The sequence below is a fragment of the Streptomyces sp. NPDC006261 genome (assembly GCF_040613515.1).
Classification (GTDB): domain Bacteria; phylum Actinomycetota; class Actinomycetes; order Streptomycetales; family Streptomycetaceae; genus Streptomyces.
The window spans coordinates 54,294-76,702 of sequence record NZ_JBEXSI010000008.1; the positions used below are offsets into that span (position 1 = coordinate 54,294).

At 70.3% G+C, this 22,409-nt stretch carries 16 protein-coding genes; 12 read left to right on the forward strand and 4 right to left on the reverse strand.

The features are described 5' to 3' along the window. Positions 1-8 precede the first annotated feature (8 nt). The 11 genes from nuoE to recQ all read left to right on the forward strand — a co-directional run bounded on the left by nuoE (position 9) and on the right by recQ (position 15,363). The gene (gene nuoE / locus ABZ154_RS06930; protein ID WP_356829945.1) at positions 9-833 is read left to right on the forward strand and encodes an NADH-quinone oxidoreductase subunit NuoE; all 825 of its coding nucleotides are present in this window, start codon (positions 9-11) and stop codon (positions 831-833) included. Then, positions 833-2,212, forward strand: a complete 1,380-nt coding sequence (nuoF, locus tag ABZ154_RS06935; RefSeq protein ID WP_356829798.1) for an NADH-quinone oxidoreductase subunit NuoF — start codon at positions 833-835, stop codon at positions 2,210-2,212. Before nuoE ends, nuoF begins: the two co-directional genes overlap by 1 nt. Further along, positions 2,209-4,719, forward strand: coding sequence for an NADH-quinone oxidoreductase subunit G (locus tag ABZ154_RS06940; protein WP_356829800.1), 2,511 nt, complete (start codon positions 2,209-2,211; stop codon positions 4,717-4,719). Before nuoF ends, ABZ154_RS06940 begins: the two co-directional genes overlap by 4 nt. After that, positions 4,719-6,119, forward strand: a complete 1,401-nt coding sequence (gene nuoH / locus ABZ154_RS06945; protein ID WP_356829802.1) for an NADH-quinone oxidoreductase subunit NuoH — start codon at positions 4,719-4,721, stop codon at positions 6,117-6,119. Before ABZ154_RS06940 ends, nuoH begins: the two co-directional genes overlap by 1 nt. Continuing rightward, positions 6,112-6,795 (forward strand): NADH-quinone oxidoreductase subunit NuoI, encoded by a 684-nt coding sequence (gene nuoI / locus ABZ154_RS06950; RefSeq protein ID WP_356829804.1) that lies wholly within the window; start codon positions 6,112-6,114, stop codon positions 6,793-6,795. Before nuoH ends, nuoI begins: the two co-directional genes overlap by 8 nt. Then, positions 6,792-7,658: an NADH-quinone oxidoreductase subunit J gene (locus tag ABZ154_RS06955; protein WP_356829806.1), complete on the forward strand. Its 867-nt coding sequence runs from the start codon at positions 6,792-6,794 to the stop codon at positions 7,656-7,658. Before nuoI ends, ABZ154_RS06955 begins: the two co-directional genes overlap by 4 nt. Beyond that, positions 7,655-7,954: an NADH-quinone oxidoreductase subunit NuoK gene (nuoK, locus tag ABZ154_RS06960; RefSeq protein ID WP_031127582.1), complete on the forward strand. Its 300-nt coding sequence runs from the start codon at positions 7,655-7,657 to the stop codon at positions 7,952-7,954. Before ABZ154_RS06955 ends, nuoK begins: the two co-directional genes overlap by 4 nt. A gap of 13 nt (positions 7,955-7,967) precedes the next feature. Next, positions 7,968-9,863 carry an NADH-quinone oxidoreductase subunit L gene (gene nuoL, locus ABZ154_RS06965; RefSeq protein WP_356829808.1) on the forward strand — a complete coding sequence of 632 codons (1,896 nt, stop codon included), beginning with the start codon at positions 7,968-7,970 and terminating at the stop codon, positions 9,861-9,863. A 4-nt stretch (positions 9,864-9,867) separates the two neighbouring features. Continuing rightward, positions 9,868-11,478, forward strand: coding sequence for an NADH-quinone oxidoreductase subunit M (locus ABZ154_RS06970; RefSeq protein WP_356829810.1), 1,611 nt, complete (start codon positions 9,868-9,870; stop codon positions 11,476-11,478). Continuing rightward, a complete protein-coding gene (gene nuoN / locus ABZ154_RS06975; RefSeq protein WP_356829812.1) occupies positions 11,475-13,139 on the forward strand; it encodes an NADH-quinone oxidoreductase subunit NuoN in 1,665 nt (554 codons plus the stop codon). The genes ABZ154_RS06970 and nuoN overlap by 4 nt, the downstream gene beginning before the upstream one ends. Positions 13,140-13,323: 184 nt before the next feature. Continuing rightward, positions 13,324-15,363 (forward strand): DNA helicase RecQ, encoded by a 2,040-nt coding sequence (gene recQ, locus ABZ154_RS06980; RefSeq protein ID WP_356829947.1) that lies wholly within the window; start codon positions 13,324-13,326, stop codon positions 15,361-15,363. Between the two features lie 34 nt (positions 15,364-15,397). Here the strand turns inward: recQ and ABZ154_RS06985 are convergent, their stop codons facing one another. The 4 genes from ABZ154_RS06985 to ABZ154_RS07000 all read right to left on the reverse strand — a co-directional run bounded on the left by ABZ154_RS06985 (position 15,398) and on the right by ABZ154_RS07000 (position 21,116). Next, a complete protein-coding gene (locus tag ABZ154_RS06985; protein ID WP_356829814.1) occupies positions 15,398-16,090 on the reverse strand; it encodes a GPP34 family phosphoprotein in 693 nt (230 codons plus the stop codon). Beyond that, positions 16,087-17,316, reverse strand: a complete 1,230-nt coding sequence (gene fahA, locus ABZ154_RS06990) for a fumarylacetoacetase (RefSeq protein WP_356829816.1) — start codon at positions 17,314-17,316, stop codon at positions 16,087-16,089. Before fahA ends, ABZ154_RS06985 begins: the two co-directional genes overlap by 4 nt. A 262-nt stretch (positions 17,317-17,578) precedes the next feature. Continuing rightward, positions 17,579-19,573: a CocE/NonD family hydrolase gene (locus ABZ154_RS06995; RefSeq protein ID WP_356829818.1), complete on the reverse strand. Its 1,995-nt coding sequence runs from the start codon at positions 19,571-19,573 to the stop codon at positions 17,579-17,581. A 43-nt stretch (positions 19,574-19,616) separates the two neighbouring features. Further along, positions 19,617-21,116 carry a peptide MFS transporter gene (locus ABZ154_RS07000; RefSeq protein ID WP_356829820.1) on the reverse strand — a complete coding sequence of 500 codons (1,500 nt, stop codon included), beginning with the start codon at positions 21,114-21,116 and terminating at the stop codon, positions 19,617-19,619. A gap of 159 nt (positions 21,117-21,275) precedes the next feature. Here ABZ154_RS07000 and ABZ154_RS07005 point away from each other — a divergent pair, with 159 nt between their 5' ends. Further along, positions 21,276-22,286, forward strand: a complete 1,011-nt coding sequence (locus ABZ154_RS07005) for a polyprenyl synthetase family protein (protein ID WP_356829822.1) — start codon at positions 21,276-21,278, stop codon at positions 22,284-22,286. Positions 22,287-22,409 lie beyond the last annotated feature (123 nt).

A 22,409-nucleotide genomic window follows, 5' to 3' on the forward strand; every position in this document is an offset into this window, starting at 1 on the left:
GTCTGGGGATGCCGCAGCTCCCCGCCCCCGCCTACCCGGCCGACGTGCGCGCCCGGCTCGACGCGGACGCGAAGGAGGTGATCGCCCGCTACCCGGGAAGCCGCTCCGCACTGCTGCCGCTGCTCCACCTCGTACAGTCCGAGGAGGGGTACGTCTCCCGTACGGGGATGGCCTTCTGCGCCGAGACCCTCGACCTCACCACCGCCGAGGTCACGGCCGTCGCGACCTTCTACTCCATGTACCGGCGCAAGCCCAGTGGGGACTACCAGGTCGGGGTCTGCACCAACACCCTGTGCGCGGTCATGGGCGGCGACGCCATCTTCGACACGCTGAAGGAGCACCTCGGCGTCGAGAACAACGAGACGACCGACGACGGCAAGGTCACCCTCGAACACATCGAGTGCAACGCCGCCTGCGACTTCGCGCCCGTCGTGATGGTGAACTGGGAGTTCTTCGACAACCAGACGCCCGAGAGCGCCACGCAGCTCGTCGACGACCTGATCGCCGGGCGGACCGTCGAGCCCACCCGCGGCGCCCCGCTCTGCTCCTACAAGGAGACCGCCCGCATCCTGGCCGGCTTCCCCGACGAGCGCCCCGGTGCCGTCGAGGCCTCCGGCGGCGCGGGCCCCGCCTCTCTCGTCGGCCTCAAGCTCGCCAAGGGCGAGGCCCTGCCGAAGGCCCGCGTCGTCGCCCCGCGCGACGGCCGGCCCAAGCAGGAGCAGCCGCACGACCCTTCGCCGTCCGAACACCTCAGCTCGCACGACGCACCGCAGCAGACCTCGGCCTCCGACCCGGAACATCCGGCCGGGCCCGTAGCCGAGGAGGGGGAGTGATGACCTTGGCCGCCGAGATCGACCACAACGGGACGAGCCCCGAGAAGCTGCTCGCCCCCGTCCTCTCCTCCTTCTGGGACCAGCCCGAATCCTGGACCCTGGAGACCTACCGCCGCCACGACGGGTACGAGGGGCTGCGCAAGGCGCTCGCCATGGACCCCGACGACCTGATCGCGTACGTCAAGGACTCCGGTCTGCGCGGACGCGGCGGCGCGGGCTTCCCCACCGGGATGAAGTGGCAGTTCATCCCGCAGGGCGACGGAAAACCGCACTATCTGGTTGTCAACGCCGACGAATCGGAGCCGGGGACCTGCAAGGACATCCCGCTCCTCTTCGCGAACCCGCACAGCCTCATCGAGGGCATCGTGATCGCGTGTTACGCGATCCGTTCGTCGCACGCGTTCATCTATCTGCGCGGTGAGGTCGTCCCCGTGCTGCGACGACTGCACGAGGCCGTACGAGAGGCGTACGAGGCGGGTTACCTGGGGAAGAACGTCCTGGGCTCGGGACTCGATCTGGAACTCACGGTGCACGCAGGTGCCGGCGCGTACATCTGTGGTGAGGAAACCGCGCTGCTCGACTCTCTCGAAGGACGGCGTGGACAGCCCCGGCTGCGACCCCCCTTCCCCGCGGTCGCCGGTCTGTACGCCTGCCCCACTGTGGTGAACAACGTGGAGTCCATCGCCTCGGTTCCCGCGATCCTGAACAGGGGCAAGGACTGGTTCAAGTCGATGGGGAGCGAGAAGTCCCCGGGCTTCACGCTCTACTCGCTCAGCGGCCATGTCACCAGCCCCGGCCAGTACGAGGCCCCGCTCGGCATCACGCTGCGCCAGCTCCTGGAGATGAGCGGCGGCATCCGGGCCGGTCACCGCCTCAAGTTCTGGACCCCGGGCGGCTCCTCCACCCCGATGTTCACCGACGAGCACCTGGACGTCCCGCTCGACTACGAGGGTGTCGGCGCCGCCGGGTCCATGCTCGGCACCAAGGCGCTCCAGTGCTTCGACGAGACGACCTGCGTCGTGCGGGCCGTCACCCGCTGGACCGAGTTCTACGCCCACGAGTCCTGCGGCAAGTGCACGCCGTGCCGCGAAGGGACGTACTGGCTGGTCCAGTTGCTCCGCGACATCGAGGCAGGCAAGGGCCAGATGGCCGACCTGGACAAGCTGAACGACATCGCCGACAACATCAACGGCAAGTCGTTCTGCGCCCTCGGCGACGGCGCCGCCTCACCGATCTTCTCCTCGCTCAAGTACTTCCGCGAGGAGTACGAACAGCACATCACGGGCAAGGGCTGCCCCTTCGATCCCGCCGAATCCACGGCCTGGGCCGACGACAGAGACGCCAACGGCAAGAACGCTCACCGGGGGGTGAACGCATGACAGTCACCACGAGTGCGCCCTCCGGGGGCGGCGAGGCGGCCATCCCGCCCGAGGACCTGGTCACGCTGACCATCGACGGCATCGAGATCAGCGTCCCCAAGGGGACCCTGGTCATCCGGGCCGCCGAACTCCTCGGCATCGAGATCCCGCGCTTCTGCGACCACCCGCTCCTCGACCCGGCCGGCGCCTGCCGCCAGTGCATCGTCGAGGTCGAGGGCCAGCGCAAGCCGATGGCCTCCTGCACCATCACCTGCACCGACGGCATGGTCGTCAAGTCGCAGATCACCTCTCCTGTCGCCGAGAAGGCGCAGAAGGGCGTGATGGAGCTGCTGCTGATCAACCATCCGCTGGACTGCCCGGTCTGCGACAAGGGCGGCGAGTGCCCGCTGCAGAACCAGGCGATGTCGCACGGCGGCGCCGACTCCCGCTTCGACGGGAAGAAGCGGACCTTCGAGAAGCCCGTCCCGATCTCCACCCAGGTGCTGCTGGACCGTGAGCGGTGCGTGCTCTGCGCGCGCTGCACCCGGTTCTCCAACCAGGTGGCGGGCGACCCGATGATCGAGCTGATCGAGCGCGGCGCCCTCCAGCAGGTCGGCACCGGCGAGGGCGACCCCTTCGAGTCGTACTTCTCCGGCAACACCATCCAGATCTGCCCGGTCGGCGCGCTGACCTCGGCGGCGTACCGCTTCCGCTCCCGCCCCTTCGACCTGGTCTCCACTCCTTCGGTGTGCGAGCAGTGCTCCGGCGGCTGCGGGATGCGCACCGACCACCGGCGCGGCAAGGTCATGCGGCGCCTCGCGGCCAACGAGCCCGAGGTCAACGAGGAGTGGATCTGCGACAAGGGGAGGTTCGGCTTCCGCTACGCCCAGCAGCGCGACCGCCTCGCCACCCCGCTGGTCCGCAACGCCGACGGTGTCCTGGAGCCGGCGAGCTGGCCCGAGGCGCTGGAAGCCGCGGCGGCCGGTCTCCTCGCGGCCCGGGGCCGCACCGGCGTCCTGACCGGCGGCCGGCTGACCGTCGAGGACTCCTACGCGTACAGCAAGTTCGCCCGGGTCGCCCTCGACACCAACGACATCGACTTCCGCTCCCGGGTCCACAGCGCCGAGGAGGCCGACTTCCTGGCCGCCCGCGTCGCCGGCCGCGGCCGGGACCTGGACGGCGAGGGGGTCACGTACACCGCGCTGGAGAAGGCCCCCGCGGTCCTGCTCGTCGGGTTCGAGTCCGAGGAGGAGGCCCCCGGCGTCTTCCTCCGGCTCCGCAAGGCCCACCGCAAGAGCGGTCAGAAGACCTTCGCTCTCGCCTCGCACGCCACACGCGGCCTCGTGAAGGCGGGCGGCACGCTGCTGCCCGCCGCCCCCGGCACCGAGACCGAGTGGCTGGACGCGCTCGCGGGCGGCGTCGGCCTGGAGGCCGAAGGGGCCCAGGCGGCCGAGGCGCTGCGTGCGGAGAACTCCCTGATCATCGTCGGTGAGCGGCTCGCGGGTGTGCCCGGCGCACTCTCCGCCGCCGTTCGGACCGCCGCGGCGACCGGCGCACGCCTGGTGTGGATTCCGCGCCGGGCGGGCGACCGGGGCGCGGTGGAGGCGGGCGCGCTCCCCACCCTGCTCCCCGGCGGCCGCCCGGCCACCGACCCGCGGGCCCGGGAGGAGGTGGCCGCCGTATGGCGCGTCGCCGAACTGCCCTCCCGCCACGGCCGCGACACCGGCCAGATCATCGAGGCCGCGGCCACCGGCGAACTGGGCGCGCTGCTCGTCGCCGGGGTCGGCGTCGAGGACCTGCCCGACCCGGCGCGCGCTCTGAAGGCCCTGGACGAGGTCGGGTTCCTGGTCTCGCTGGAACTGCGGCCGAGCGAGGTCACCGCCCGGGCCGATGTGGTCTTCCCGGTCGCCGCCGTCGCGGAGAAGTCCGGCACCTTCCTCAACTGGGAGGGCCGGGCCCGGATGTTCCAGGCGGCGCTGAAGCCCGAACAGATGCCCCGGACGCTGTCACCGGTCGACTCCCGCGTGCTGCACATGCTGGCCGACGCCATGGACGTGCACTTCGCGCTGCCGGACCTGACCGCCGTCCGCCGCGAGCTGGACCGGCTCGGCGGCTGGGAGGGCGGCCACGCGGACGCCCCGCGCGAGCCGGCGCAGCCGCTGCCACGGCCCGGCGACGGCGAGGCGGTCCTCGCCGGCCACCGGATGCTGCTCGACCTCGGCCGGCTCCAGGAGGGCGACACCGCGCTCGCCGGAACCCGGCACGCCGCCGTCGCCCGGCTCTCCGCCACCACAGCGGCCGAGACCGGCGTCAAGGACGGTGACCCGCTCGCCGTCACCGGCCCCACCGGCACCGTCGAACTCCCCCTCCAGGTCACCGACATGCCGGACCGTGTGGTCTGGGTGCCGCTGAACTCGGTGGGACGCGGCATCGCCGCCGACACCGGTGCGAACCCCGGCGGCCTGGTACGGATCGGCCCCGCCGCCGCACCAGGTGCTCCCGTCGAACCATCGGAGGTACGAGCGTGATGGGCCTCACCGCATTCACGACGGCACCCGGGCGTGCCGTCATCGCCGCCGAGGATCTGTCGATGTTCGGCACCGACCCCTGGTGGCTGGTGCTGGTCAAAGCGGTCTTCTGCTTCGCGTTCCTGATGCTGATCGTGCTCTTCTCCATCGTGTGGGAGCGCAAGGTCGTCGCCTGGATGCAGCTGCGGATCGGCCCGAACCGGCACGGTCCCTGGGGGCTGCTCCAGTCGCTCGCCGACGGCGTCAAACTGATGCTGAAGGAAGACGTCATCGTCAAGCGCGCGGACAAGGCGGTCTACGTCCTCGCGCCGATCCTCGCGGCGATCCCCGCCTTCATGGCGGTCGCGGTCATCCCCTTCGGGCCCGCGGGCAACGAGGTCTCGATCTTCGGCACCCGTACGACGATGCAGCTCACCGACCTGCCGATCGCCGCGCTCTACATCCTCGCGGTCGGCGCGGTCGGCGTGTACGGATTCGTCCTCGGCGGCTGGTCCTCGGGCTCGACCTACCCGCTGCTCGGCGGGATCCGCTCGTGCGCCCAGATGATCAGTTACGAGATCGCCATGGGCGCCGCGTTCGCCTCGGTCTTCCTCTACTCCGGGTCGATGTCGACCTCCACGATCGTGGAGGCGCAGGGCGACCGGTGGTACATCATCCTGCTGCCGATGTCCTTCCTCATCTACATGGTGACGATGGTCGGGGAGGCCAGCCGGGCCCCCTTCGACATGCCGGAGTCCGAGGGCGACCTGGTCGGCGGCTTCAACACCGAGTACAGCTCCATCAAGTTCGCGATGTTCATGCTCGCCGAGTACATCCACATGGTGACCGTGTCGATGATCGCGGTGACGCTGTTCCTCGGCGGCTGGCGGGCTCCGTACCCGATCTCCGCGTTCTGGGAGGGGGCGAACCACGGCTGGTGGCCGATGCTCTGGTTCTTCCTCAAGCTCCAGGCGCTGATCTTCTTCTTCATCTGGCTGCGCGGCACCCTGCCACGCGTCCGCTACGACCAGCTGATGAAGCTCGGCTGGAAGGTCCTGATCCCGGTCTCCGTGGGCTGGCTGATGCTCGTCGCCACCGTCCGCGCGCTGCGGAACGAGGGCTACGACTTCTCCCGGATCGTTCTGTACGTCGGCGGGGCGGTGCTCGCCGTCCTGCTGATCTCCCTGGTCGTCGACATGTTCCGCGACCGCAGGGTCAGGGCGCAGGAGGCGGAGGCCGGGCCGGAGCCCGCGTTCGACCCGATGGCGGGCGGGTTCCCGGTGCCACCCCTGCCCGGACAGACCCTGCCACCGGTGCCCAGGCGCGTTCCACGGCGCGAGCGGGAGCTCGTTGTCAGTGGTGGACCGGATACTCAGAGTGACGGAAAAGCGAGTGACGGAAAGGAGGCCGGCGGTGTCTGAGAAACCAGAGCTCACGGGCTCATCGGGATCCGCTGGGTCCTCGGGCGAATCGGGTTCGGCGGGGGAGAAGTTCCAGAATCCCGTGGCCGGCTTCGGCGTGACCTTCAAGGCCATGTTCAAGAAGCGGCTCACCGAGCAGTACCCGGAGACGCCGAAGGTGACGGCGCCCCGCTTCCACGGCCGCCACCAGCTCAACCGCCACCCGGACGGCCTGGAGAAGTGCGTCGGCTGCGAGCTGTGCGCCTGGGCGTGTCCGGCGGACGCCATCTACGTGGAGGGCGCGGACAACACCGAGGAGGAGCGCTACTCCCCGGGTGAGCGCTACGGCCGCGTCTACCAGATCAACTACGCGCGCTGCATCCTCTGCGGACTGTGCATCGAGGCCTGCCCCACCCGGGCGCTGACGATGACGAACGAGTTCGAGCTCGCCAACACCACCCGCGAAAGCCTCATCTACACCAAGGACGAGCTGCTCGCGGGGCTGGAGGAAGGCATGGTCGACAGCCCGCACGCGATCTTCCCGGGTATGGACGAACAGGACTACTACCGGGGCCTGGTCACCGGGGCCGCCCCCGGTACGGTGCCGCAGCCGGCCGTCTCCAAGGGCGAGCCCGACGAGACCGTGGTCATCACCGAGGACGGGAAAGCCCGGCAGGGCGGGGGGGCCGGCGCATGAACGTGATCGCCGCGGCCACCACCACCTCGACCGGTGAGGCCGTCCAGTTCTGGATCCTGGGGACCGTCGCCGTGATCGGCGCGTTCTCCACGATCCTGCTGAAGAAGTCGGTGCACAGCGCCCTGGCGCTCGCCGGGACCATGGTCGTCCTGGCCGTCTTCTACCTCGCCAACGGCGCCTATTTCCTCGGCATCGTCCAGATCATCGTCTACACCGGCGCGATCATGATGCTCTTCCTCTTCGTCGTCATGCTCGTCGGCGTCACCGCGGCGGACTCCCTCAAGGAGACCCTCAAGGGGCAGCGCTGGCTGGCCGTCGCCTGCGGCCTCGGCTTCGGGATCCTGCTGATCGGGGGCATCGGCAACGCGTCGCTGTCCTCCTTCAACGGGCTCGGCGCCGCCAACGCCCTGCACGGCGGCAACGTGGAGGGCCTCGCCAACCTCATCTTCACCAAGTACGTCTTCGCCTTCGAGATCACCGGCGCCCTGCTGATCACCGCCACCGTCGGGGCGATGGTGCTCACGCACCGCGAGCGCACCGAGCGGGCCAAGACCCAGCGGGAGATGTCCGAGGAGCGCGTGCGCGGCAAGCACCTCCCGCCGCTGCCCGCCCCCGGTGTCTACGCCCGGCACAACGCGGTGGACATCGCCGGTCTGCTGCCGGACGGCACCCCGTCCGAGCTCACCGTCATGAAGACGCTGCGTGACCGGGGCCAGATCCGCGATGTCTCCCAGGAGGCCCTCGCCGATCTCAAGGCCCTGGAGCAGCGCTCCGGCGAGCGGCTCGGACGTGAGGACGCGGACGCCGTGGCACGCGGAGCGAACCCCGCGTCCGCGGCGGAGAATTCGGAGGCCGCCAAGTGAACCCGGTCAACTATCTCTACCTCGCGGCCCTGCTGTTCGCGATCGGCGCCTCCGGGGTGCTGATCCGGCGGAACGTGATCGTCCTGTTCATGTGCATCGAGTTGATGCTCAACGCGTGCAACCTGGCGCTCGTCACGTTCTCCCGGATGCACGGAAACCTCGACGGACAGATCGTCGCGTTCTTCGTGATGGTCGTCGCCGCCGCGGAAGTCGTCGTCGGGCTCGCGATCATCGTGTCGTTGTTCCGCTCCCGCCACTCGGCCTCGGTCGACGACGCCAGCCTGATGAAGCTGTAAGGGGACCGGAATCGTGGAGAACCTGATCGCGCTGCTCGTCGCGGCGCCCCTGCTCGGAGCGGCGGTCCTGCTCTGTGGCGGCCGTCGGCTGGACCGGGCCGGGCACTGGCTCGGCACCGTGCTCGCCGCTGCCTCGTTCGTCGTCGGCGTCGTCCTCTTCGCCGACATGCTGGGTAAGGGCGCCGAGGACCGGGCCCTGCACCAGCACCTGTTCAGCTGGATTCCGGTGGAGGGCTTCCAGGCCGACATCGCCTTCCAGCTCGACCAGCTGTCGATGACCTTCGTCCTGCTCATCACCGGTGTGGGCACGCTCATCCACATCTACTCCATCGGCTACATGGAGCACGACGAGCGCAGGCGCCGCTTCTTCGGCTATCTCAACCTGTTCCTCGCGGCGATGCTGATCCTGGTCATCGCCGACAACTACCTGCTGCTGTACGTCGGGTGGGAGGGCGTCGGCCTGGCGTCGTACCTGCTCATCGGCTTCTGGCAGCACAAGCCCAGCGCCGCCACCGCCGCGAAGAAGGCCTTCCTGGTCAACCGCGTCGGCGACATGGGCCTGTCGATCGCCATCATGCTGATGTTCACCACCTTCGGCACCTTCGCCTTCGGGCCGGTGCTGGAGGCGACCGGTGAGACGAGCCAGGGCAAGCTGACGGCCATCGGCCTGATGCTGCTGCTGGCGGCCTGCGGCAAGTCGGCCCAGGTGCCGCTGCAGTCCTGGCTCGGCGACGCGATGGAGGGCCCGACCCCGGTCTCCGCCCTCATCCACGCCGCGACCATGGTCACCGCCGGTGTCTATCTGATCGTCCGCTCCGGCGCCATCTTCAACGGTGCCCCGGACGCCCAGCTGGTCGTCGTCATCGTCGGCGCGGTCACGCTGATCTTCGGTGCGATCGTCGGTTGCGCCAAGGACGACATCAAGAAGGCGCTCGCCGGCTCCACGATGTCGCAGATCGGCTACATGATCCTCGCGGCGGGCCTCGGCCCGATCGGCTACATCTTCGCGATCATGCACCTGGTGACGCACGGCTTCTTCAAGGCCGGGCTCTTCCTGGGGGCCGGTTCGGTGATGCACGGCATGAACGACGAGGTCGACATGCGCAAGTACGGCGGCTTGCGGAAGTACATGCCGGTCACCTTCATCACCTTCGGCCTCGGCTATCTCGCCATCATCGGTTTCCCGGGTCTGTCCGGCTTCTTCTCCAAGGACAAGATCATCGAGGCGGCCTTCGCCAAGGGCGGCACCGAGGGCTGGATCCTCGGCTCCGTCGCCCTTCTCGGCGCCGCGATCACCGCTTTCTACATGACGCGCGTGATGCTGATGACGTTCTTCGGCGAGAAGCGCTGGCAGCCCGACGCCGAGGGCCACGAGCCGCACCCGCACGAGTCCCCGAGGTCCATGACGATCCCGATGATCGTGCTGGCCGTCGGTTCCGTCTTCGCCGGTGGCTTCTTCGCCATCGGTGACCGCTTCGTCAACTGGCTGGAGCCGGTCACCGGTTACGACCACGGGCACTCCCCGCTGAGCGCGGCCACCGTCACCGCGGCCACCGTGGTGGCCCTGGTCGTCGGCGTCGGCATCGCCTGGGGAATGTACGGGCGCAAGCCGGTCCCGGTCCTCGCCCCGCGCGGCTCGCTGCTCACCCGGGCGGCCCGCCGCGACCTGCTCCAGGACGACTTCAACCACGTGGTCCTGGTCCGCGGCGGCGAGCACCTCACCCGCTCGCTCGTCTACGTCGACCACTCCCTGGTCGACGGCGTCGTCAACGGCACGGCCGCGTCGGTCGGCGGTCTCTCCGGCCGGCTGCGCAAGCTGCAGAACGGCTACGCCCGCTCCTACGCGGTCTCGATGTTCGGCGGTGCGGCGGTCGTCATCGCCGCGACCCTGCTGATGAGGGCGGTCTGATCACATGTCCTTTCCCCTCCTGACCGCGACGGCGGCGCTCCCGGCCATCGGAGCCATCGCCACCGCCGCCGTCCCTGCCGCACAGCGCACCGTGGCCAAGTGGGTCGCGCTGTTCTTCTCGCTCGGCACGCTCGTGCTGGCGGGCGTCGTCTTCGCCCGCTTCGAGCCGGGCGGCGACCGCTACCAACTGGCCGAGTCCCGGGCCTGGATCGCCGACTTCGGCGTCCGGTACGAACTCGGCGTGGACGGCATCGGGGTGGCCCTCCTCGGACTCACCGCGCTGCTGATCCCGTTCGTCATCGTGGCCGGCTGGCACGACGCCGACCCGACCCCGAGCTCTCAACTCCGTTCGAGCAGGGGATACCCCAACGAGACGAAGCCGTATCGATGGCGCCCCACCCAGGGCTTCTTCGCGCTGATCCTCATGGTCGAGGCCATGGTGATCCTGTCGTTCCTGGCGACCGACGTCTTCCTCTTCTACATCCTGTTCGAAGCCATGCTCATCCCGATGTACTTCCTCATCGGCGGCTTCGGCGACCGGGCCCACGCGGGCAGTGACGAGAACGCCGCGAAGCAACGCTCGTACGCGGCGGTCAAGTTCCTCCTCTACAACCTGGCCGGCGGCCTGATCATGCTGGCCGCCGTCATCGGCCTCTACGTGGTCGCGGGCACCTTCTCGCTCTCGGAGATCGTGGAGGCCCGGGCCAACGGCACCCTGGAGATGGCGACCGGCACCGAGCGGTGGCTCTTCCTCGGATTCTTCCTCGCCTTCGCGATCAAGGCCCCGCTCTGGCCGCTCCACACCTGGCTGCCCAACGCGATGGGCGAGGCGACCGCACCCGTCGCCGTGCTCATCACCGCGATCGTCGACAAGGTCGGCACCTTCGCGATGCTCCGCTTCTGCCTCGGACTCTTCCCCGAAGCCAGCAAGTGGGCCACCCCGGTCGTCATCGCCCTGGCGCTCGTCTCCATCGTGTACGGAGCGCTGCTGGCGGTCGGCCAGCGCGACATCAAGCGGCTCATCGCCTACGCCTCGATCTCGCACTTCGGCTTCATCATCCTGGGCATCTTCGCGATGACGAGCCAGGGCCAGTCGGGCGCCACGCTCTACATGGTCAACCACGGCATCTCCACCGCCGTGCTGCTGCTGGTCGCCGGATTCCTCATCACCCGGCGCGGCTCGCGGCTCATCGCGGACTACGGCGGGGTGCAGAAGGTCGCCCCCGTGCTGGCGGGCACCTTCCTCATCGGCGGTCTGGCGACCCTGTCGCTGCCGGGGCTCGCCCCGTTCGTCAGCGAGTTCCTGGTCCTGGTCGGCACGTTCAGCGCCTATCCGGTGGCCGGGATCATCGCGACCTCCGGCATCGTGCTCGCCGCGGTCTACGTCCTCGTCCTCTACCAGCGGACGATGACCGGTCCGGTCAACGAGTCGGTCCGCACCATGCCCGACCTCAAGGCGCGTGAGCTGGTGGTCGCCGTACCGCTGATCGCGCTCCTGCTCCTCCTGGGCGTCTTCCCGAAGCCGCTCACCGAAGTCGTCAACCCGGCGGTCAAGCACACCATGTCCGACGTACAGAAGAAGGACCCCCAGCCCGAGGTGGAGGCCGCCAAGTGAGCGCAACAGCTGTCCACAGCCTGTGGACGACGGCGAGCGGGGTGACATTCGCAGCCCCGGGGGACCGCTTCACGGCGCCCACGATCGAGTACGCCCAGCTCGCGCCCGTCCTGATCATCGTCGGCGCCGCCGTCCTGGGCATCCTGGCGGAGGCCTTCGTACCGCGTAAGGCCCGCTACCACACCCAGCTCCTGCTGACCGTGGTGGCGCTGGCCGCCGCCTTCGCCGCCGTCGTCTCCCTCGCGGCCGGCGGGTACGGCACGACGAAGGCCCAGATCGCGGCCATGGGCGCCATCGCGATCGACGGCCCCACCCTGTTCCTCCAGGGGACCATTCTCCTGGTATCCGTGGTGGCGGTCTTCACCTTCGCCGAACGGCGGCTCGACCCCACAGCCCACGGCAACCGGGTCGACTCGTTCGCCGCCCAGGCCGGTACGGTCCCCGGCAGCGACGCCGAGAAGGCCGCAGTCCGCGCCGGCTTCGCCACCACCGAGGTCTTCCCGCTGGTCCTCTTCTCGGTGGCGGGCATGCTCGTCTTCCCCGCCGCCAACGACCTGCTGACCCTCTTCATCGCGCTCGAGGTCTTCTCGCTCCCGCTCTACCTCCTGTGCGCCGTCGCCCGCCGCAAGCGGCTGATGTCGCAGGAGGCGGCCGTGAAGTACTTCCTGCTCGGCGCCTTCTCCTCGGCGTTCCTGCTCTTCGGGATCGCCCTCCTCTACGGCTACGCGGGCTCCCTCTCGTACGCCGCCATCGCCAACGTCGTCGACGGCTCGGTCCTGGAGATCGACCCCGCCCTCGCCGGCACCATGGGCAACGACGCGCTGCTGCTCATCGGCGGCGCGATGATCCTCACCGGCCTGCTCTTCAAGGTCGGCGCCGTCCCGTTCCACATGTGGACCCCGGACGTCTATCAGGGCGCCCCGACCCCGGTCACCGGCTTCATGGCCGCCGCCACCAAGGTCGCCGCGTTCGGTGCGCTGCTGCGCCTGCTGTACGTGGTGCTCCCCGGGCTCACCTGGGACCTGCGGCCGGTGCTGTGGGCGGTGGCCATCATCACGATGCTGGGCGGCGCGGTCGTCGCCATCACCCAGACCGACATCAAGCGGCTGCTGGCCTACTCCTCGATCGCCCACGCGGGCTTCATCCTCGCGGGCGTCATCGCGACCAGCCCGGAGGGTGTCTCCTCGGTCCTCTTCTACCTGGGCGCGTACTCCTTCGTGACGGTCGGCGCGTTCGCCGTGGTCACGCTGGTACGGGACGCGGGCGGCGAGGCCACGCACCTGTCGAAGTGGGCCGGGCTCGGCCGCCGCTCGCCGCTGACCGCGGCGGTCTTCGCGGTGTTCCTGCTGGCCTTCGCGGGGATCCCGCTCACCTCCGGGTTCTCCGGCAAGTTCGCCGTCTTCAAGGCGGCGGCCGAGAGCGGTGCGGGTGCGCTGGTCGTCGTCGGTGTGATCTCGTCGGCGATCGCGGCCTTCTTCTACATCCGCGTGATCGTCCTGATGTTCTTCAGCGAGCCGAAGGCGGACGGCCCCACGGTCGCCGTCCCGTCCCCGCTGACCATGACGACGATCGCGGTGGGTGTGGCGGTCACGCTGGTGCTGGGCCTGGCCCCGCAGTACTTCCTGGACCTGGCGGGCCAGGCGGGAGTCTTCGTGCGGTAAGGCGAAGCCCCGTAGAACAGCGCCGGACGGTCCTTTATCCACAGGACCGTCCGGCGTTGTCGTAGGAGCCGCCTATCGTGGTCGGGGACGGTTGCAAGGACGGACAGGGCCGGGCGGTGCGGACGGGACAGCCGCGGACCGGACACCGCGGACCTCGGGGGACAGAGCATTGGGAAGCGTGACCATGGATGTGACCGGGACGGTGACCGGCAACGGGACCGACACCGACAACAGTATCGAGACCGAGGCGCAGCGGACGCTGCACCGGGTCTTCGGATACGACGCCTTCCGCGGCGAGCAGGGCGCGGTCATCGAGCATGTGGTGTCCGGCGGCGACGCCGTCGTGCTCATGCCGACCGGCGGCGGAAAGTCCCTCTGCTACCAGATCCCGTCGCTGGTCAGGCGCGGTACCGGGGTCGTCGTCTCCCCGCTGATCGCCCTCATGCAGGACCAGGTCGACGCCCTGCGCGCGCTCGGTGTGCGGGCCGGCTTCATGAACTCCACGCAGGACTTCGACGAGCGCCGCTCGATGGAGGCCCAGTTCCTCGCGGGCGAGCTGGATCTGCTCTACCTGGCGCCGGAGCGGCTGCGGCTGGACTCCACGCTCTCGCTGCTGGCCCGGGGCGAGATCTCCGTCTTCGCGATCGACGAGGCGCACTGCGTCGCCCAGTGGGGCCACGACTTCCGCCCCGACTACCTGGCCCTGTCCGTGCTCGGCGAGCGCTGGCCCGACGTGCCGCGCATCGCCCTGACGGCGACCGCCACCGGCGCCACGCACGAGGAGATCACCCGCCGCCTCGGCATGCCGGACGCGAAGCACTTCGTCGCCAGCTTCGACCGGCCCAACATCCAGTACCGCATCGTCCCGAAGTCCGACCCCAAGAAGCAGCTCCTCACCTTCCTCAAGGAGGAGCACGCCGGGGACGCGGGCATCGTCTACTGCCTCTCGCGCGCCTCCACCGAGAAGATCGCGGAGTACCTCTGCCGCAACGGCGTTCAGGCCGTGCCGTACCACGCGGGTCTGGACGCCTCGACCCGCGCCACCCACCAGGCGCGCTTCCTCCGCGAGGATGGCCTCGTCGTCGTCGCGACCATCGCCTTCGGCATGGGCATCGACAAGCCGGACGTCCGCTTCGTCGCCCACCTCGACCTCCCGAAGTCCGTCGAGGGGTACTACCAGGAGACCGGCCGCGCGGGCCGCGACGGGGAGCCGTCGACGGCCTGGATGGCGTACGGGCTCCAGGACGTCGTCCAGCAGCGCAAGCTCATCCAGGGCGGCGAGGGCGACGAGGCCCACCGCCGCCGGGCCGCCGCCCACCTGGACTCGATGCTGGCGCTCTGCGAGACGGTCCAGTGCCGCCGGGCCCAGCTGCTCACCTACTTCGGCCAGGAGCCCACGGCCGCCACCTGCGGCAACTGCGACACCTGCCTGATCCCGCCGGAGACCTGGGACGGCACGGTCGTCTCGCAGAAGCTGCTCTCCACGGTGGTCCGCCTCAAGCGCGAGCGGAACCAGAAGTTCGGCGCGGGCCAGATCATCGACATCCTGCTGGGCCGCAAGACTGCCAAGATCATCCAGTTCGACCACGACCAGCTATCCGTCTTCGGCATCGGCGAGGAGCTGGCCGAGGCGGAGTGGCGCGGTGTCGTGCGCCAACTGCTGGCGCAGGGCCTGCTCGCGGTGGAGGGGGAGTACGGCACGCTGGTCCTCACCGCCGAGAGCGCGACCGTGCTCGGCCGGGAGCGGGAGGTGCTGCTCCGCAAGGAGCCGAAGAAGCCCACGACCCGCTCGTCGTCCTCGGCCGGCGGCGGCAAGGGCGCCAAGGTCAAGGCGGCCGTCGCCGACCTCCCGGAGTCCGCGGTCCCGGTCTTCGAGGCGCTGCGCGCCTGGCGCGGCGCGACGGCCAAGGAGCAGGGCGTCCCGGCGTACGTGATCTTCCACGACGCGACGCTGCGGGAGATCGCGACCCTGCACCCGTCCTCGCTCGCGGAGCTGGGCGGGATCAGCGGCCTGGGCGAGAAGAAGCTCGCGACGTACGGGGAGGGCGTGCTGGAAGTCCTGGCGGAAACGGTTCCGGGGCCGGCGGCTCCGGAGGCCCCGGCGACTCCCGAGCCACGTGCGGCGACGACCCCGGCCCGCACCAAGGCCACCGCAGCCCCGGCTGCCCCGCAGCACAGCGACCCCGAGTTCGCCTGGGACGAAGAGCCGCCCGAGTACGAGTGAGGGGCGACCCTGCGCCCCCGCAGTCACCGCTCACTCAGTCGCCGCCACCGCCGCATCCACCCCCGCCCCCGCCGTCGCCCCAGTCGCTGTCGCCGCCTCCGCCGGACTCGTTCCGCTTGACGTTGTAGTGGACGGCCGCAGCCGTCCACTCGGCGCGGCGCAGGACCTTCATCGCCGTGCGGCCGGGGCGGCCGTTGCGGGTCAGTACGTCGGCGAGGCCGATCGCGGAGACCAGGGCGGCCAGGATCCGGTCGCGGTGGTCCGGGTAGCCCGCCGTCTCGGCCAGCGTGAACCGCCTGCGGAGCCCCGGTACGAGGTCCGGCGGGACCGGGAAGTGGCGGTGGTACGGGAACAGGCCGAGGAAGCGACGGGTCTCCCGGGACAGCAACGAGCGCTCCACCAGGGAGTCCAGGTACTTGTCGCGCACGTGGCGGTCGAAGTCGCCGACCCAGCGCCGGGCGCGCATTCCGGAGCGCCGGCCTTTGGCCTGGGGCAGGGTCCGCAGCAGGTCGGCGAGGAGCGGGTCGGCCGGGTCCAGCGGGTTCACCACCTGGACCCGGCCGTACTCGTCCCGTATCCGCCCCTGGAGCTCGAGCTCCGCGAGGGCGGCGCCGGCCGTCCCGTACGCCAGGGAGGCGGCCTTGCACAACGGCTTGCCGCTCCCCGGGTCCAGGGTGAGCAGGATCAGCTCCTCGGGGAGCGTCAGCGCGGGAGCAGGGGCGTTCATGGCGCAGTGACGATCCTGCCGGTCACATCGCCGAGGCCCACGCGGGTGCCGTGCGGGCCGGGGGCCCAGGCGGTCAGCGTGACCGTGTCGCCGTCCTCCAGGAACGTCCGCTTGCCCTCGGGCAGTTCCAGCGCGTCGCGGCCGTTCCAGGTGAGCTCCAGGAGGGAGCCGCGCTGGGTGGTCTCGGGGCCGCTGACCGTGCCGGAGCCGTACAGGTCCCCGGTCCGCAGCGACGCGCCGTTGACCGTCATGTGGGCGAGCTGCTGGGCCGCTGTCCAGTACATCGAGGCGAACGGCGGCTCGGCGACGACCTGGCCGTTGATCTCGACGGTGATCCGGATGTCGAAGCCGCCGTGCTCCTCCTCGTCGGAGTCGTCGAGGTAGGGGAGGAGAGGCACGTCCCGGGCCGGCGGTGCGGTGCGGGCCGCGTCCAGGGCCTCCAGCGGGGTGACCCACGCCGATACGGAGGTGGCGAAGGACTTGCCCAGGAACGGGCCCAGCGGCACGTACTCCCAGGCCTGGAGATCGCGCGCCGACCAGTCGTTGAGAAGCGAGAGCCCGAAGACGTGCTCGCGGAAGTCGGCGAGCGGGACCGGGGTGCCGTGGGCGGAGGGGACGCCGACGACGAAGCCGACCTCGGCCTCGATGTCCAGCTTCACCGAGGGCCCGAAGACGGGCGCCGGGTCGGTGGGGGCCTTGCGCTGGCCGCTGGGGCGGACCACGTCCGTACCGGAGACCACGACGGTGCCGGAGCGCCCGTGGTAGCCGATCGGCAGGTGCTTCCAGTTGGGCGTGAGCGCGTCACCGTCCGGGCGGAAGATCCTCCCGACGTTGGTGGCGTGGTGCTCGCTGGCGTAGAAGTCGACGTAGTCCGCGACCTCGTACGGCAGGTGCAGGGTCACCGCGTCGAGCGGGTGCAGCAGCGGCTCGATGTCCGCGCGGTGGCCCGGGACGGTGAGCCAGGCGGTGAGCGCGCGGCGCACGTCCCGCCAGGCGGTGCGGCCCGCCGCGAGCAGCGGCGTCAGGCTCGGCTGGGCCAGCAGCCCGGCGTAGGGGGAGCCGAGCGCGTGGGCGGCGGCGCCGGCGTCCAGGACGTGGTTGCCGATGCGGACGCCGACCCGGCGGTCCTCGGGGTGGTCAGGGGTGGAGAACACACCGTAGGGGAGGTTGTGCGGGCCGAAGGGGTCGCCCTCGGGCAGGTCGAGCGGGCTGCTCTGCTCGGGCATGTGTTGCTGCCTCGCTTTCCAGGTCGTGTGGAGGACACGTTACGTCGGAGGTCCTACCCCACGGCAGTGCCCCGACTATCCCCAACTGCACGTATTGCCCGGAAAGTTCGAAAGGGTCCCTCGGAAATCCGGGGGACCCGACGACGCAACACACGGACCGGCCACGACGCAACGCACGACGGGTCACGACGCAACACGCGACGGGACACACGACGGGTCACGACGCAACGCACGACCGGTCACGGCGGATCACGCCGTCCGCTCAGCCCGCCGTGCGCGGGATGCGCTTCTCCCAGGTGCGGTGGAAGACGATCTCGCCGGCGTCCTTGCAGATCACCTCGTCGGAGGTGATGAAGTCGTGTCCGTCGGCGGCGATCTCCGAGCGGGTCTCGATCTCCACGTCCCAGGACATCTCCGGCCGGTGCAGCCGGATCCGCCAGTCTGAGCGGGTGCGGGCGGAGAGCGGGTCGTCCTGCTGGATCGTGTACGTCTCCAGGGCGTCCTCGGTGAATTCGAGGCCGTCGGGGTAGACCCGCGTACCGCCGTAACGCGGGTCGACCTCCAGCCGCCACTCGCCCTTGGCGACATCGCGGACGACGAGGCGTTCGGGGCGGGGTTCTTCGAGGGTGACGGGGAAGACCACGCCGAGCGGTTCGGCCTGTTCCGGTTCGCCGAAGGTGATCGCGGGGTCCTCGGTGTGGCGGCGTACCGGCAGCTCGACGAAGCTGCCGTCCGCGTCGAGCGTGAACCCCGCCGAACCGGCCTGCGGCCAGATCCAGGGCCAGTACGCGGAGGAGACCGCGAGCCGGATGCGGTGGCCGGGTGGGAAGGTGTGGCCGACGCCGTTCAGGTCGAAGGTGACGGACTCCGTCTCGCCCGGCGTCCAGTCGTCGGTGCGGTCGCGGCCGTGCCGGGCGGCGAGGTTGAGGACGCCCCGGGTGACCAGGGTGGAGGAGCCGTCGGGCGCCACGTCGCAGAGCCGGGCGATGGCCTGGCCGCGCGGGACGTCCATCCGGATGCGGAGCTTGACCCGCGGGCGGCCGAGGATCTCGATCGGCGCCTCCTCGACGGGGAACTCGAACGACACCGACTTCGCGTCCTCGTCGCGCTGGTCCGGCGGCAGGTCCGCGTCGTTCCCGAACGGGAAGAAGCGCCCCGCGTCCAGGCCGGTCTGCTGTGGTGAGGCGACGATCCGCTCGCCGCCCTGGAGTGCGTACGCCACCGGGGAGACGTTCTCCGAGGGCCAGGAGGCGTCCCCGACCCAGCGGCCGGGCAGCGTCTCGTACACCGTTGCGGGCGGGTGCGAGCCGCTGATCCAGGACCGCAGCAGCGGCTCCCGCATCACGCCCGTCTCCTTGTTCTTCAGGTGCTGGTCCCACCAGCGCAGCGTCTCCTGGAGGAAGCCGATCGCTGGCCCGGGGGGCAGCCCCCGGTCCGGGTACTGGTGCGACCACGGGCCGATGATCCCCCGCACCTGCCCCGGATCGAGGTGCTCGACCAGGCGCAGGACGGTGTCGCGGTACGGGTCGTGCCAGCCGCCGACCGCGAGGACGTTCGCCTTGATCGCCCCGTAGTCCTCGCAGACGCTGCCGTGCTTCCAGTAGTCGTCGCGGCTCTGGTGGGCCAGCCAGGTGTGGAGGAACGGCTCGACCGCCTCCAGCCGCTTCAGCCACATCTCCTTCCAGCCGTCGCCGGCCTGCGCCGGGTCCGGCGGGCGGGAGACGAAGGCGAGCATGGTGGCGGCCCAGGCGTGCATGTCGACGGCGAGGACGGAGCCGCCCATGTAGTGGACGTCGTTGTCGTAGCGGTCGTCGGCCGAGCAGACGGTGACGATCGCCTTCAGCGGCTCGGGGGCGAGCGCGGCGATCTGGAGCGAGTTGAAGCCGCCCCAGGAGATCCCGAACATGCCGACCCGGCCCGAGCACCACTCCTGCTGGGCCAGCCAGTGGATCACGGCCACCCCGTCGGCCAGCTCCTGCGCGTCGTACTCGTCACCCGGCAGTCCTTCGCTGTTGCCGTGCCCCCGGACGTCGACCCGTACGGAGGCGTAGCCGTGCCCCGCGTACCAGGGGTGGCGCTGCCAGTCGCGCGGCGCGGTCCAGTCGCCGAGCCGGTAGGGCAGGTACTCCAGCAGCGCGGGGACCGGTTCGTCGGTCAGGGGCCGCCAGATGCGGGCGTAGAGCCGGGTGCCGCCGGGCAGCGGGATGTACACGTCCTCGCGGGTCGTCTCGTACGGGAACTCGGTCGTGATGTTCATGGGTCACCTCGGTGGGGGACGGGGTGCTCGGGCGACGTACGGCTCAGTGGACGGGGTGCATCGTGCGCTTCAGCCAGGGCGTGGCGGCGATCATCGCGATGCCCGCCGCCACGGCGATCGTGCCGTTGACACCGAAGTAGGCGGGGGTGGAGACCTCGCCGTAGAGCTTCACGACCTGCGCCTGGATGCCGTTGGCGACGGCCAGGGACAGGAACCACAGGGCCATGGTCTGGCTGGCGAACGCCTTCGGGGCGAGCTTGCTGCTGGCCGAGAGGCCGGAGGTCTCCAGCAGGACGTCACCGAGCCCGAGCAGCAGATAGGAGCCGACGATCCACCAGGCGGCCATCCGGTAGGTGTCGCCGGCGTGCCCGGAGGTGGGCAGGACCATCAGCAGGAACGACAGACCGCCGAGGATCACGCCGAAGGCGATCTTGTTGGAGGCGTGCGGCTGGCGGCGGCCCATCCGGACCCAGGTGGCCGCCACGACGGGCGCGAGCGCGACCTCGAAGGCGCCGAGCGCGGAGGCGTACCAGCTGGCCGGGAAGGTGAAGCCGAGGATCTCCGTGCGGGCGTTGGCCGACGCCAGCAGGATCATCGTGGAGTACGCCTGGAAGAGGATGAAGTTGAACACGACGGATCCCAGGAAGAGCACGACGTACGGCCGCAGCCTGCCGCGCTCCTCGGCGGTGACCCGCGGGCTCCGGAACATCACCACGAAGTAGGTGATCGGGGCGATGACCGAGATCACCGTGAGCACGTCCACGAACCGGTCGATGGTGAGCCAGCCCGCCAGCGCCAGGGCGGTGGCGAGGACGGCGACCAGGACGGCCCCGCCGATGATCAGGCGCACCGCGCGGCGCATGGCGGCGGGGGCGAGGGCGAATTCGGCGCCCTCCTTGCGTCCGACCAGGTGACGGCGGCCCGCCACGTACTGGATCAGACCGAAGGTCATCCCGATCGCGGCGGCCGAGAAACCCCAGTGCCAGCTCGCGTGGTCGCCGAGCCAGCCGGTGATCAGCGGTCCGGCGAAGGCGCCGATGTTGATGCCCATGTAGTAGAGGGCGAAGCCGGCGTCGCGCCGCTCGTCCTCGGTGCGGTAGAGCTTGCCGACCATCGAGGCCACGTTGGGCTTGAGGAGCCCCGTCCCGGCGCTGATCAGCCCGAGCCCGACCCAGGTCATCGCGTCGGTGGGCACGGCCATGGCGTAGTGGCCGCACGCGATGAGGATGCCGCCGTACAGCACGGCCCGGTACGAGCCGAGGATCCGGTCGGCCAGCCAGCCACCGGCCACGGAGACCAGGTAGACGAGCGTCCCGTACGCGGCGGATACGGAGGCGGCGGTGCCGGGGTTCATGCCCATGCCGCCGCCCGCGACCGTGTCGGCGAAGAACAGCACCAGGATCGCCTGCATGCCGAGGAACGAGAACCGCTCCCAGACCTCCAGGCCGGACAGGGTCATCAGACCCCGCGGCTGGCCGAAGAAGGCGCGGTCGTCCTCGGGCGGGGGCCGGTCCGGCTCGGTGTCGGCAGCGGTGTGGGACAAAGCGGAGACTCCTGATCGTATGAGCTGATCCCGAACATACCGGCGGTGGTGGGAAGCCGCCCACGGTGATCCACAGGAGACCGGATACGCTGAAGTTGATTTGGGATCCAGCGACACATCGACAATGAGTGTGATCGTCAGCAGACAGGAGATGCCCTCGTGACCGTCGTCGGGCCGTTCGGACTGCACGTGCGGGACCAGGCTCTTGAGGCCGACGTCCAGACGGGCCTGGCCGCTGTCGAAGCGGGGCTGCTCGAAGCCACCAAGAGCGATGTGCCCTTCATCACGGAGGCGGCCCAGCACCTGGTGCGGGCCGGGGGCAAGCGGTTCCGCCCCCTGCTGGTCATGCTCGCGTCACAGTTCGGTGACCCCGACGCGCCGGGTGTCGTTCCCGCGGCCGTCGTCGTCGAGCTGACCCACCTCGCCACGCTGTACCACGACGACGTGATGGACGAGGCCGACGTGCGCCGCGGGGTGGAGAGCGCCAATACCCGCTGGGGCAACTCGGTGGCCGTCCTCACCGGTGACTTCCTGTTCGCCCGCGCCTCCCACATCCTGGCCGACCTCGGACCCGATGCCGTACGCATCCAGGCCGAGGCGTTCGAGCGGCTGGTCACCGGCCAGATCCTGGAGACCGCGGGCCCGCGCGACGGCCGCGACCCGGTCGACCACTACCTGGACGTGCTCAGCGGCAAGACCGGCTCGCTGGTCGCCGTCTCCGGCCGGTTCGGCGCGCTGATGGCCGGGGCGGACGAGCGGACCGTGGACATCCTCACGCAGTACGGGGAGCGGCTCGGCATCGCCTTCCAGCTCGCCGACGACGTCCTCGACATCGCCTCGGACACCCACGAGTCCGGCAAGACCCCCGGCACCGACCTGCGCGAAGGCATCCCCACCCTTCCGGTCCTCCGGCTGCGCGCCCAGGCCGCGGAGGACGGCAAGCCCGACGACCTGGAGCTCGTCGAGCTGCTCGACGGCGACCTCAACGACGACGGCACCCTCGCCGAGGCGCTGCGCCGGCTGCGCGCCCACCCGGCGCTGGAGCAGGCCCGCCAGGACACCGTCCGCTACGCCCAGGAGGCGCGCGCCACGCTGGCGCCGCTGCCCGAGGGGTACGCGAAGTCCGCGCTGGAAGAGCTGTGCGACGCCGTGGTGCACCGCGCGGGCTGAGAGCACACGCGCTGCGTTCCCCTGGTTGACGACGCGTCACCCAGTAGGCCCCCCCGAGGCCCTACCCCTACGGGATGGCTGATGTGCCCCGTCCGGTTGTCATACCGGAGCAGTAGTCAGGTT